Source organism: Acidimicrobiales bacterium (genome assembly GCA_035547835.1).
GTDB lineage: Bacteria > Actinomycetota > Acidimicrobiia > Acidimicrobiales > Iamiaceae > DASZTW01.
In genome coordinates, this window is record DASZTW010000002.1 from 66745 (window position 1) to 79457 (window position 12713).

General features: G+C 71.2%; 14 protein-coding genes. All 14 read left to right on the plus strand.

The window, feature by feature from the left end:
• The first annotated feature begins 54 nt into the window (after positions 1-54).
• Positions 55-576 carry a hypothetical protein gene (locus tag VHA73_01600; protein HVX16700.1) on the plus strand — a complete coding sequence of 174 codons (522 nt, stop codon included), beginning with the start codon at positions 55-57 and terminating at the stop codon, positions 574-576.
• Complete coding sequence (gene folB, locus VHA73_01605; protein ID HVX16701.1) at positions 573-965, plus strand: dihydroneopterin aldolase; 393 nt, start codon at positions 573-575, stop codon at positions 963-965. Before VHA73_01600 ends, folB begins: the two co-directional genes overlap by 4 nt.
• Entirely contained in the window at positions 962-1429 is a 468-nt protein-coding gene (gene folK, locus VHA73_01610) for a 2-amino-4-hydroxy-6-hydroxymethyldihydropteridine diphosphokinase (protein ID HVX16702.1), read from the plus strand. The genes folB and folK overlap by 4 nt, the downstream gene beginning before the upstream one ends.
• Positions 1426-2184 (plus strand): DUF2520 domain-containing protein, encoded by a 759-nt coding sequence (locus VHA73_01615; GenBank protein HVX16703.1) that lies wholly within the window; start codon positions 1426-1428, stop codon positions 2182-2184. The genes folK and VHA73_01615 overlap by 4 nt, the downstream gene beginning before the upstream one ends.
• Positions 2175-3035: a pantoate--beta-alanine ligase gene (panC, locus tag VHA73_01620; protein ID HVX16704.1), complete on the plus strand. Its 861-nt coding sequence runs from the start codon at positions 2175-2177 to the stop codon at positions 3033-3035. Before VHA73_01615 ends, panC begins: the two co-directional genes overlap by 10 nt.
• Positions 3036-3251: 216 nt before the next feature.
• On the plus strand, positions 3252-3716 hold the full coding sequence (gene panD, locus VHA73_01625; GenBank protein ID HVX16705.1) for an aspartate 1-decarboxylase: 465 nt from the start codon (positions 3252-3254) through the stop codon (positions 3714-3716).
• A 34-nt stretch (positions 3717-3750) separates the two neighbouring features.
• Positions 3751-5424, plus strand: a complete 1674-nt coding sequence (locus VHA73_01630; GenBank protein HVX16706.1) for an FAD-binding protein — start codon at positions 3751-3753, stop codon at positions 5422-5424.
• Between the two features lie 56 nt (positions 5425-5480).
• The gene (locus VHA73_01635) at positions 5481-6308 is read left to right on the plus strand and encodes a phospholipid scramblase-related protein (GenBank protein ID HVX16707.1); all 828 of its coding nucleotides are present in this window, start codon (positions 5481-5483) and stop codon (positions 6306-6308) included.
• An 84-nt stretch (positions 6309-6392) separates the two neighbouring features.
• Complete coding sequence (gene nadC, locus VHA73_01640; protein ID HVX16708.1) at positions 6393-7295, plus strand: carboxylating nicotinate-nucleotide diphosphorylase; 903 nt, start codon at positions 6393-6395, stop codon at positions 7293-7295.
• Between the two features lie 9 nt (positions 7296-7304).
• The gene (locus VHA73_01645; GenBank protein HVX16709.1) at positions 7305-8198 is read left to right on the plus strand and encodes a type III pantothenate kinase; all 894 of its coding nucleotides are present in this window, start codon (positions 7305-7307) and stop codon (positions 8196-8198) included.
• A gap of 242 nt (positions 8199-8440) precedes the next feature.
• Complete coding sequence (lysS, locus tag VHA73_01650; GenBank protein ID HVX16710.1) at positions 8441-9913, plus strand: lysine--tRNA ligase; 1473 nt, start codon at positions 8441-8443, stop codon at positions 9911-9913.
• Positions 9910-10872, plus strand: coding sequence for an NAD-dependent epimerase/dehydratase family protein (locus VHA73_01655; protein ID HVX16711.1), 963 nt, complete (start codon positions 9910-9912; stop codon positions 10870-10872). The genes lysS and VHA73_01655 overlap by 4 nt, the downstream gene beginning before the upstream one ends.
• 77 nt (positions 10873-10949) lie before the next feature.
• Positions 10950-11624 (plus strand): hypothetical protein, encoded by a 675-nt coding sequence (locus tag VHA73_01660; GenBank protein HVX16712.1) that lies wholly within the window; start codon positions 10950-10952, stop codon positions 11622-11624.
• A 94-nt stretch (positions 11625-11718) separates the two neighbouring features.
• Positions 11719-12573: an alpha/beta fold hydrolase gene (locus tag VHA73_01665; GenBank protein HVX16713.1), complete on the plus strand. Its 855-nt coding sequence runs from the start codon at positions 11719-11721 to the stop codon at positions 12571-12573.
• Positions 12574-12713: the final 140 nt, after the last annotated feature.

The following is a 12713-nucleotide window of genomic DNA, read 5'->3' on the forward strand; positions in this document are numbered from 1 at the left end:
GACGCACGTACGACCATCTGCCGCACCGCCGGCCCGAGACAGGGAGAACCTCGCATGGTGAAGGGGAAGTGGGCACAAGGCATCCCGCCCCGCAACTTCGCCTGGATCATGGCGGACAAACTCGCGGTCTGCGAACGTCCGGGCGGCTACGGCGAGAACCACCGCAAGGTGCGGCGACAGGAAGAGATCATCTGGTTGCGAGAGCAGGGCTTCACGTGCGTGATCTCGATCATCCCGGCGCCGCACAACCTGCACAACTACACCGAGATGGGCGTGGTCTGGCGCCACCGGCCGTTCGCGCCGCACGACGACGCCGAGGCGTACGAGCAGCGCCTGTTCCCGGAGCTGCGCGAGCTGATCGCGGCGGGCGGCAAGCTCGCGGTTCACGGCGAGGAGCTCGGCGACCGGCTGTGCGGCCTGATGGCGGGCTACCTGGTGTGGACCGACATGGTGCCGGAGACGCCGCGGGCGACGATGATCATCGAGCAGATCACCAAGCGGCAGCTCGGGTCGGTGGGCCGCGAGCTGGTCTCGGTCGCCAGCGCGCTGGCGCCGGCCCCTCCGAGCGGCCAATGAGCGACGGGTCGCACCCAGACCGGGTCGAGCTGCGCGGCTTGCGCCTCAACGCGTTCTGTGGCGTGCTGCCCGAGGAGCAGGCGCGACGGCAGCCGATCGAGATCGATCTCGATGTGGAAGTCGACCTGCGGCCCGCCAGCGCCTCCGACGACCTGACGGACACGGTCGACTACGGCGGACTGTGCGATGAGGTCGCGCAGCTCGTCGACGAGGAGCGGTTTGCGCTGCTCGAACGGCTCGCCGCGCGCGTGGCCGACGTCGTCCTCGCTGCCGACGGGGTCGAGGCATGCGACGTTCGCGTCCGCAAGCTGCGGCCGCCGGTGCCGCACCAGCTCGTCTCGTCAGGGGTTCGCATCCGTCGTACCAGGCCCGGTGGGGTGACGGGTTGAGTCGTGCGTTGTTGAGCCTGGGCTCCAACCTCGGCGATCGCCTGGCCCACTTGCGGGCAGCGGTCGACACGCTCGGTCCGCAAGTGCGCGCCGTGTCGCCGTTGTACGAGACCGAACCGGTCGGCGGCCCGCCGGGTCAGGGCGCGTATCTCAACATCGTGGTGGAGATCGAGACCGACCTCGGTCCCCGAGAGCTGCTGGCGGTGTGCCACCGCTTGGAGGCGGCAGCGGACCGCACCCGTGATGTCCGGTGGGGACCCCGCACGCTCGACGTCGACATCTTGTTGTACGACGACCTCCGGCTCGACACGCCCGACCTCGAGATCCCGCACCCCCGCATGTACGAGCGCCGGTTCGTGATGGCGCCGCTTGCCGACGTCGCCCCTGACCTGGTGCCGCCTGATTGGGAGGAGCACGTCACCGGTGAGGTGGCCCGTGTGGGGGAGCTCGACCTCTCCCGATGAGCCACACGGTGCGCATCGTGGGCGGCGGCCGGGCCGGCACGGCGTTCGCCGCGGCGCTCGCCGACGCCGGGTGGTCCGTCGCCGGGGTGATGGGGCGCGACGACCCGATCGAGCGGGCGGCCGAACGCGTCGAGCTCGTGCTGGTGGCTGTCGCCGACCGGTCGGTGGGCGAGGTGGCCCGTCGGATCACACCGCGGTCCGACGCCGTGATCGCGCACGTGGCGGGGTCGCTCGGCCTCGGCGTGTTGGCCCCGCACGGCCAGCGCGCGGCCGTCCACCCGTTGGTGGCCATCCCGCCGCCGCCCTTCGGTGCCCGCCGCTTGCGAGGCGCCTGGTTTGCGGTCGCCGGCTCGACCGATCCCGCTCGGTCGCTCGCGGCGGAGGTGGTCGCCGCCCTCGGAGGAAGCAAGGTCGATGTGGCAGACGAGCGTCGCACCGAGTACCACGCGGCCGCGTGCATCGCGTCGAACCATCTGGTGGCGCTGCTCGGTCAAGTCGAACGGATCGCCGCGAGCGCCGGAGTCCCGTTTGCGGCGTACCTCGACCTGGTGCGCTCCACCGTCGACAGCGTGGTCGAGCTCGGCCCCGCCGACGCACTCACCGGCCCGGTCGCGCGGGGCGACTGGCCCACGGTGGCCGCACATCTCGCCGCGCTCGACCCGACCGAACGCTCCGCTTACGACGCCCTGGCGCGCCAGGCCCGGCGCCTCGTCGACCCGGCGTTCGACCCCATCGGAGTGCCGCCGTGGAGTTGATCACGACTGTCGCCGAGTTGCGCGGCCGGCTGGACCAGGCCCGAGCCGAGGGTCGCACGGTGGGCGCGGTGCCCACGATGGGGTTCCTGCACGAGGGTCACCAGTCGCTGATGCGGGCCGCGGCGGCCGACAACGACCTCGTGGCCACCTCGGTCTTCGTGAACCCCCTGCAGTTCGCGCCGACCGAGGACCTCGCCGCGTATCCCCGCGATCTCGACCGCGATCGTCGCCTCGCCGACGCGGCCGGCGCCCATCTGCTGTTCGCGCCGACCGTCGAGGAGATGTATCCAGAGCCGGTGTGCACCACGGTGCGCGTCGCGGACGTGTCCGCACGGTTCGAAGGGGCGACCCGCCCCACGCACTTTGCCGGGGTCGCCACGGTCGTGGCCAAGCTGTGCAACATCTTCGGTCCGTGCCGCATGTACTTCGGCGAGAAGGACTACCAACAGGTGGCGGTCGTGCGCCGCATGGTGGCCGACCTCTCGTTCCCGGTCGAGGTGGTGGCGTGCCCGACCGTCCGCGAGCCCGACGGCGTGGCGATGTCGAGCCGCAACGTGTACCTCACCCCCGAGGAACGTGCCGCAGCACCGGTCCTCCAACGGGCGTTGCAGGCAGGCGTCGCGCTGGTGCACGGCGGCGAGCGCGACCCGGCAGTGGTGGAGGCGGCGGTGGAGGCCACGATCCGCGCAGAACCGCTCGCCGAGCTCGACTACGCAGCAGTGGTCGACGCGGCCACGCTCGCGCCGCTCGACGTGGTCGCCGGCGAGGTCCGCCTGCTCGCCGCCGCGCGCTTCGGCAAGGCCCGCCTGCTCGACAACGCCGGCGCCGCCGCCCCACCACCCGACCCCTGAGCCCGACCCGAACCCTTCCCGAACGGGTGGGGATCTGGTCCCAACGGCAGCCACTTCTCCACCCACTTCGGGGGAGGATCGGCAAGGGGCGGCAAGGAGCGGGCATGGTCGGGGTGGATTTGCCGGGATCCGACGGCGAGATGGCAGACTGAAGCGTCCCTGACGGGGGCGACCCATGGGCGCCCACCCTGGTCCGGTAGGGCCACAGGAGGAACGATGCGCAGGCGCATGATGAAGTCGAAGATCCACCGGGCCACGGTCACCGGTGCCGATCTCCACTATGTGGGTTCGATCACGCTCGACCCCGAGCTCCTCGAACGAGCCGACATCGCCGAGTACGAGCAGGTGCACGTGCTCGACATCGACAACGGCAACCGCTTCGAGACGTACGCCATCAGCGGCGTGCGGGGCTCGGGCGACTGCTGCCTCAACGGTGCTGCCGCCCGCCTCGTGTCGCCCGGCGACCGGCTGATCGTCATCACGTACGCCGACTACGAAGCGGCCGAGCTCGAGGGTTTCGAACCACAGGTCGTCCACGTCGACTCCGGCAACCAGCCGGTCGACGAAGACACGGCTCGGGCGTTGGCCGGCCTCGATCGTCCTGCGCCGCGGCGCTACGTCGAGATCGAGTCGGCGGCCGACCTGGCGCCCGAGCTCGCCAGCGCCTTCGGCAACCAGTAGCGGCACCCCCGCGCGAGTTCGAGGAGCCGCGCCAGTGGACCGACCCGACCCTGCCATCTCGCAGGGCGACGTGGCGCCTGCACCGCGAGCCCCCCTGGATCTGCTCGTCATCGGTTCGGGGGTGGCCGGGCTGTCGGCGGCCGTGCGAGCGGCCGAAGTGCACGGGCTGTCGGTTGGTGTGCTCACCAAAGGTGAGCTGGAGCAAGCCACCACGAGGTGGGCCCAAGGTGGCGTCGCCGCGGTGCTCGACGCCGACCCCGACTCGACCGACCTGCACCTGGCTGACACGGTGAAGGCCGGCGCAGGGCTGTGCGACCTCGACGCTGTGCGGGTGTTGGTCGACGAAGGGCCCGATCGCGTGCACGAGCTGATCAGTCTTGGTGCGATCTTCGACCGCGACGCGGACGGCCAGCTCGAGTTGGCTCGCGAAGGCGGCCATTCCATGGCGCGGGTGGTACACGCAGGCGGGGCGGCCACCGGCGCCGAGGTCGAACGGGCGCTGGTCGCTGCGGTGCGACGAACGGCGACGGCCGTCTACGAGCATCATTTCGCCACCGAACTCGTCGCCGGCGGCGGGCGCTGCCGGGGAGTGACCGCCCTCGATCCTGCGGGCCGCCTCATCGAGATCCCAGCCGCGCACGTGCTGCTCGCCACCGGCGGCGCCGGGCAGCTCTATGCCGTCACCACCAACCCGGTGGCCTCCACGGGCGATGGCATCGCGATGGCGCTGCGGGCCGGAGTCGCGGTGGCCGACGTCGAGTTCATGCAGTTCCATCCCACCGCCTTGCACACCCCGAAGATGCCCCGGCCGCTGCTCACCGAAGCGCTGCGGGGGCATGGGGCGCTGCTGCGCGACCACCGCGGCGAACGCTTCGTCGACGAGCTCCAGCCTCGCGACGTGGTGTCGCGAGCCATGACGGCTCGCATGTCGGAAGGTGGGGTCGACCACCTCTGGCTCGACGCCACCGGCCTCGACCGGTTCGACGCCCGCTTCCCGACCATCGCTGCGTCGCTCGCCGAGGTCGGGCTCGACCCGGCCACGGACTGGCTGCCGATCGCCCCTGCTGCGCACCACCTGAGCGGGGGAGTGGTGACCGATTTGCGCGGTGCCACCAACCTGCCGGGCCTGTGGGCCGCCGGCGAAGTGGCCTGCAGCGGGGTCCACGGCGCCAACCGGCTGGCGTCGAACTCCCTGCTCGAAGGCATGGTGTTCGGGCCGCGGGTGGTGGAGGCCGTGGCGGCGGGCGTCGATGGACCGGAGCCGACCGGCGCGATGCGCTGCGTCGTGCGGGCGCCGGCCGACGTGCCCGGACGGGCCCTCGGCCCGGTCGCGTTGCCGTCTGCCGGTGGGACCGAGAGGGTCGCCGCTGGTTCGTCAGGGGCCGACGGTTCGTCCCCAGGTGTCCGATCCGCGATCGTGGCCGACGTCGCCGTCGCCCGCGACGAGTTGCAGCGGGTGCTCACCCGGACGGCCGGTGTCTTGCGCTCGGCCGGATCGCTCGCCGAGGCGTCGACGCAGCTCACCCGCGCCGCCGCGCACGTGCAGGCAGCGGACCCGGCCTCGCAGGAGCTGCGCAACCTGTGCGACATCGGTGCGGCGCTCGTGACCGCGGCGACCGCGCGAACCGAGAGCCGCGGCGCGCACACCCGCGAGGACTATCCCGACCCGCTCGAGTCCTTCCACTGCCGCCTGGTGCTCGGTCCGTGACCTGAGAATCACCCGCCCGAGGGGTTGAGATCCGTGCCGTTGGTTACGTTGCCGTCATGGCAGACACCACCAACACGAACCCCGGCTGGTACCCCGACCCCGCCGGACGCCACGAGTACCGCTGGTGGGACGGCACCCAGTGGACAGACGATGTCTCCTCCAAGGGCAAGCAGTCCACGGATCGGCTCGACCAAGCGGCGCCCGTGATTCCGCAGATGAACGAGAACCGCGAGAAGATCCAACAAGCGGTCGCCAAGAAGACAGGCGCAGCACCTGGCACGGTCCAGGGTGGCGGCACGCTGTTCACCGAGCCGATCCTGGTCGTGAACCAAAAGGCCAAGCTGTTCGAGTTGACCAACGAGTACGGGATCTTCGACCAGCACGGCACCCAGATCGGCGCGGTCCGCGAGGTGGGTCAGAGCGCGGCCCGCAAGGTCCTGCGGGCGGTCTCCAGCGTCGACATGTTCCTCAGCCACACGCTCCAGATCGTCGATGCACAGGGCGCGTTGGTGCTGCAGATCGTGCGGCCGAAGGCCTTCATGAAGAACAAGTTCCTCGTGCAGGACGCGCAAGGCAACGAGATCGGCCAGATCCTGCAGGAGAACCGCATCGGCAAGATCCGGTTCGGTTACGTGGTCAACGGCCAAAAGATCGGCTCGCTCAACGGTGAGAACTGGCGGGCGTGGAAGTTCAACATCCGCGACGAGACCGACGCCGAGATCGCCCGGGTCGACAAGACCTGGCAGGGCTTTGCCAAGGCGGCCTTCACCAGCGCCGACAACTACGTGGTGCAGATCAGCCGGCCGCTCGAGGATCCGCTGCGCAGCCTCGTGCTCGCTTCTGCGCTCAGCATCGACACCGCGCTGAGCCAGGCGTCTCGTTGACCCGGCCCCGGCCGGGGCGGCCCTGACGCCGTCCCGGCCGGGAGCATTTCCTCTCTTGTGGCCGAGTCGGGCAGGCTTTCGGCCATGGCTGGCCCGTCGAGCGACCCGATCGCGCCCGGTGGCGTGCACCCGCCGGGTGTCGCCGTGCGCGAAGCGGTGGCTCGGGCACTGGCCGAGGACCTCACCCCACTCGGCGACGTGACCGCGGCGCTGCTGCCCGCCGACGCCGACGCCGACGCCGCGTTCGTGGTGCGCACGCCTGGCGTGCTGGCAGGCCGTACCTGCGCCGAAGAAGCATTCCGACAAGTCGACCCCCACGTGAAGGTCGAGTGGTTGGCCGACGACGGCGATCGAGTTGGTGCCAACGAGCAGATCGGTCGGGTGCGCGGGTCGCTCGCGTCGGTGCTCACCGCGGAGCGGACGGCCCTCAACTTCCTGGGTCACCTGTCGGGCATCGCGACCCTGACCCGGCAGTTCGTCGACGCGCTCGACGGCACGCCGCTCGCCATCTGGGACACGCGCAAGACCACACCCGGCTTGCGGTCGCTGGAGAAGGCAGCGGTTCGAGCCGGTGGCGGCGCCAACCACCGCGGGAACCTTTCTGACTGGATCCTGCTGAAGGACAACCACCTCACCGTGTTGCCCATCGACGAAGCGGTACAGCTCGCCCGCCGGCAGTGGCCGGCCCGCACGGTGCACGTGGAGTGCGACACGATCGGCCAGTTCCGTCAAGCGCTCGACGCCGGAGCCGACGCAGTCCTGCTCGACAACATGCCGCCCGACCTCGTGCGTGAGTGCGTCGGGCTGGCCAGGCAGGCGGACCCGGGTGGGCGGCGCTGTTTGATCGAGGTGTCGGGCGGCATCACCCTCGACACGGTGGGGGCGTACGCCGACACGGGTGCCGACCGTGTCTCCACCGGCCAGCTGACGAACTCGGCGCCGGTGCTCGACATCGGCCTCGACATCGACCCGTCTCTCCGCGCGTGAGGAACTGAAGTGCTGCTTGCCATCGATGTTGGCAACACCCAGACCGTCATCGGCCTGTACGGCGACGACGGCGAGCCGACCGCAGGCTCATCGGCGGGTGATCGGCCGGTCGCGTCGGCGGCTGGGAACGGCGGAGCAGCTTCGGCGCCGGTCGAGTCGACGGGCCTCGAGCGGTCACCGAGCCCGTGCGAGGAAGGCCTCCTCGACCACTGGCGGATCGCCACCAACCCCGAGCGAACCGCCGACGAGCAGGCGCTCACCGTCCAGGAGTTCCTGGGCTTCCACGGCGGCAGCTTCGACCAGGAGATCGACGGCATCGTGGTGTCGTCGGTGGTCCCCCGCTGCACTGCCGCGTTCCGGGAGATGACCGAGCGCTACTTCGGGTTCGATGCGCTGGTGCTCGAACCGGGCGTGCGGACGGGGCTGCCCGTGCTCACCGACAACCCCCGCGAGGTCGGCGCGGACCGCATCGCCAACGCGGTGGCCGCGGTCGACGTCTACGGCGGGCCCTGCGTGGTCCTCGACTTCGGCACCGCCACCACGTACGACGCGGTGTCGGCCAAAGGCGAGCTGCTCGGGTGCGCGATCGCGCCGGGCATCGACATCAGCCTCGACGCCCTGTACCAGCGCGCCGACGCCCTGCGCCGCGTCGAGTTGCGCGAGCCCCGCAACGTGATCGGCCGCAACACCATCGAGGCGTTGCAGGCGGGCGCCATCTTCGGGTTCGCGGGGATGGTCGACGGCATCTGCGCGCGGATGGTCGACGAGCTCGAGAAGGACCCGGTGGTGATCGCCACGGGCGGACTGGCATCGCTGATCGCCCCCTACACCCGTTCGGTCGACCACATAGAGCCGTGGCTGACCCTCCACGGCCTCCGCCTGATCCACCAGCGCAACAGCTGACCGGGTGGCCGGCCCACCTCTTCGCGGTCCGGGCGCCTGAGCGTCCCCCGGGAGGCGGGTGACTGGATGGTGGTCGTCAGGCGACGGCCGGGGAGAGGCCGACGAGCTCTGCGGTTCGGTCCCACACCGTGCGCCGGTGGTCGGCATCGCGGCGGCTGCGAGCGGTGAGCAGCAGCTTGGCGCCCGGCGTCGGACCAACTGGTTCGCCGCGGCGCGCTCGCGGCTGCAAGCATGACGGGACCGTGACTGCCGCCGATCCCCGCCGCATCCCGTACCGCTTCGAGCCGACGGCCACGGCCGCTGGGCTGCGCGACCGGTTCGGCGGTCTCGAGCCCGGGATCGAGTCCGGCGAGACCGTCACGGTGGCCGGCCGCCTGATGCTGCGGCGCACCCAGGGCAAGTTGGCGTTCGGCACGCTCGCCGATCAGACCGGCCGCATCCAGCTGTTCGCGAGGGTCGACGCCACCCCCGACTTCGCGGCCTTCACCGAGTTGTCGCTCGGCGACTGGATCGGCGTCACCGGTGAGGTGATGACCACTCGCAAGGGCGAGCTGTCGGTGCGGGTCGACGGTTGGCAGTTGCTGGCCGAGACCAGCCGCCAGTTTCCCGACAAGTGGCACGGCATCACGGACCCCGACACCCGTTACCGCCAGCGCTACGTCGACCTGTGGGTCAGCGACGGCACCCGCGCCACCCTCGCAACCCGCTCTCGGGTCGTGTCGCTCACCCGACGCTTCCTCGAGGATCGCGGTTTCATCGAGGTCGAGACCCCGGTGTTCCATCCGATCCCGGGCGGTGCACTGGCCAAGCCGTTCACCACGCAACACAACGCGCTCGACATGGAGCTGTACCTGCGCATCGCGCCCGAGCTGTACCTCAAGCGGCTCGTCGCCGGCGGCTTCGAGCGGGTCTTCGAAGTGGCCCGGGTGTTTCGCAACGAAGGCCTGTCGAACCGCCACAACCCCGAGTTCACGATGCTCGAGCTGTACCAGGCATATGCCGACTACGGCGACATGATGGCGATCACCGAGGAGCTGGTGGCTCACCTCGCCGAACAGATCCTGGGCACGACCACGATCAGCTACGGCGGGCGCGACCTCGACCTGTCGGTTCCCTGGCGGCGCGCCACGCTCGCGGAGCTCACCAGCGAGCAGGTCGGCACCCACGTGTCGCTCGAGCTCGGCGTCGACGGGCTGCGCAAGCTCTGCGACGAGTTCGACGTGCCGTGGAAGCCCGACTACGGGCCCGGCAAGTTGCTGCTCGAGCTGTACGAGAAGACCACCGAGGCCACGCTGTGGGGTCCGGTGTTCGTGTGCGATTACCCCAAGGAGGTGTCGCCGCTCGCCCGCGACCACCGCGAGCTGGCCGGCATGGTCGAGCGGTTCGAGGCCATCGTGGCGGGCCGCGAGCTGTGCAACGCCTTCAGCGAGCTGACCGACGCGTCGGAGCAGCGGGCGCGCTTCGAGGACCAGGCCCGAGCCAAGGCGGCCGGCGACGACGAAGCGATGGTGGTCGACGACGACTACCTCCGTGCGCTCGAGTACGGCTTGCCGCCCACCGGCGGACTCGGCATCGGCATCGACCGGTTGGTCATGTTGCTCACCGACTCGCCGACCATTCGCGATGTGATCGCGTTTCCCACGTTGCGGCCCGAGGTGGGCACCGGCTCGCCCGGAGCCGTTCGCTCGACCGCTGAGCCGGGTGGCGACCGATGAGGGTGTTCGTGACCGGCATGGGCGGCGAGCTCGGCACCCGGGTTGCCCACTTGCTCGAAGACCGCGTGGACGTCAGCGACATCCTCGGGATCGACGACGACCCTCCGCGCCGGAGGTTGGCCCGGGCAGCGTTCACGCGCGTCGACTTCCGTGACCGACGGCGTCTGGTGTCGGTCGTCGAGGACTTCGATCCGCAGGTGATGGTGCATCTCGGGGTGATGGAACCGCACGCCCGCTTCACGCCGGGCGTCGCGCTCCGGGGCACCAACCAGGTCGCGCTCGCGGTGCTGGGTGCCGCGGCGCGTTGTCCGTCGCTCACGAAGCTCGTGGTGCGGTCCGGCCTCGAGGTGTACGGCCGGCCGCGCGGCGCGCCGTTCCGACCTGACGAGTCGATCCCACCGCAACCCACGTCGCCGTTCGGCCAGGCCCTGCTCAACGTCGAGCGAACCGCCACCCATGCCGGGCTCGCCGCCGGGGTGCCCGTCACCATCTTGCGGTTCGCGTCGCTGGTCGGGCCGCACTTCCCGAGCCCGCTCGGCCGCCTGCTGCGACTGCCGCTCGTGCCGGTCAGCCTCACCGGCGACTTGCCGTTCTCCGTCCTGCACCAAGAGGACGCCGCCACGGCCGTCATGGCGGCGCTCGACGCCGGCTTCGATGGGCCCGTCAACGTCGTGAATCCGGGCGTCATCACGGCGTCGCAGGCTGCCCGCCTCGGCGGCCGGGTCGGAGTGCCGTTGTGGGGTCCCGGTTGGCGCGGCGCGCAACTGGTGGCGGAGCTGTTGTCGGCGCCGCTGCCTGCGCACATCCGTGAGCTGCTGGTGCGTGGCCGCACCGCCGACGGCACGCTGGCTGCCCGTGCGCTCGGGTTCGCGCCGACGCGCGCCACCCGCCAAGTGGTCGAGATGCTGTACGAGTGGGCGGAGGTCACGTACCTCCCCGTGCGAGAGGAAGCCGCGTGACGGCCGGGCGGCGCGCAACTGGTTCGGTCGCCGATCTCCGCGGTCGTGCGTCTGGAGCCCGCGCCCCGCGCACGGTGGTGTCGAGCCCGGCAGGCCGTGGCGGGCGGCGGGAAGCCGAGCCGACGGTGCGGATCCTGCGCCACCGTTGGGACGGCACGAACCCGATCGACGAATGGGGGCTCGACCCCGAGCTGGTCGACCTCGTCAGCCCGCTGCTGGCCGTGCGGTGGCGCATCGACGTCGACGGCGGCGAGCACCTGCCGGCCGAGGGGCCCGCGATGGTGGTCTTCAACCGCCGGTTCGGGGTGTCGGAGATGTTCGTGCTCAGCCGCGGGCTCCGGAAGGCGACAGGACGGTTCATCCGCCCGGTCGGTGCCCCCGACGTCGGGGTCCTGGGACCCGCGTTGCGACGTTTCGGTGTGGTGCAGTCGCACCCCGACGAGGTGAGCGGCCTGCTGCGGGCGGGCGAGCTGGTCGCGGTGCCCCTCGACCGAGAGGTCGTCCATCGGCACCACGCCGGCGCGGTGCCGCTCCGCCACCTGGCTGCCGCGGTCGTCGCCGGTGTGCCGGTGGTGCCGGTCGGGGTCGTGGGACGTGAGGTCGGTCGCCGCTGGCGGATGCTCGTCGGCGAGCCCATCGCCGCGAGCCCGCGCCGTGGGCCCCTCACGGTCGCCGAGGTGGCCGACGCCGCCCGCCGCGAGGTGCAGGCCCTGTTGGACCAGGCCATGCCCCCGTCGCTCCTGATCCGCTGACGCCGCGGGCCCGCGAACCTCCAACCCCCCTCCAACCCCCCGAACGGGGGTGTCGGGTGCGAGAACGCGTTCTTGTTCCACTACCGTGATCGCCATGCCGTGGGCACTGACGGACGACGATGTCCGGATCCACTACCAGGCGTTCGGGCGGGCCGCTGGCGAGCCGGTGCTGATGGTGCAAGGGCTCGGGACCGACAGCCGCGGCTGGCTGGCGCAGCGGCGGGCCTTCGGGCGGCGCTACCGCTGCTTGGCCCCGGACCACCGAGGGCTGGGCCGTAGCGACCGTCCCGACACTCCCGTCGACCTTCCTCGCCTGGTCGACGACCTGGTCACCGTGCTCGATCACGCCGAAGTCGAGCGTGCCCACGTGATGGGCGCGTCGATGGGAGGCATCCTCGCCCAGCTCTTGGCGATCACGCATCCGGACCGGGTGAGCTCGTTGGTGCTGGCGTGCACGGCGTGCCACCACACCGCCTGGCGCCGTGAGCTGCTCGACGAATGGGCCGACATCGCTCGCACCCAGGGCATGCGGGCGTTCGCCAACCGCAACATGCGGTGGATCGTCGGGCCGCGGTCACTCCGGCGGTTCTGGCCGCTCATGGGGGTGCTCGGCCCCGTCATGATGGGCGCTCCGGTGGCCACCTTCGCCGGCCAGATCGAAGCGATCCTGTCGATGGACGACAGCATCCGCGCCGAGCTGTCGACCATCGACGTTCCCACGCTCGTCATCGTCGGCAGTCAGGACATCTTGACCCCGCTGGCGGATTCCGAGGAGCTGGCCGAGCGCATCCCTGGCGCGGAGCTCGCGGTGGTGCGCGGTGGTGCGCACGGCTTCATGGTCGAGCACGCCGCCGCCTACAACCGCGTGGTCACCGGGTTTGTCGACCGCGTCATCGCGGCGCAACGGGATGTGGCCGGGACGCTGCCGGCCCCCGCCTCCGCCGCCTGAGGCCACGCCACGGCGTCACCTGCCTGGCTGGCACGCCAGCCGAGGGTCCGACCGCTCGCTTGCCGAGCGCAGCACCGGCCGGCGTCACCTCGCCGCCTGCGGTGAGGTCGTCGACCCGACCAGCCCGATGGGGCGGTGTT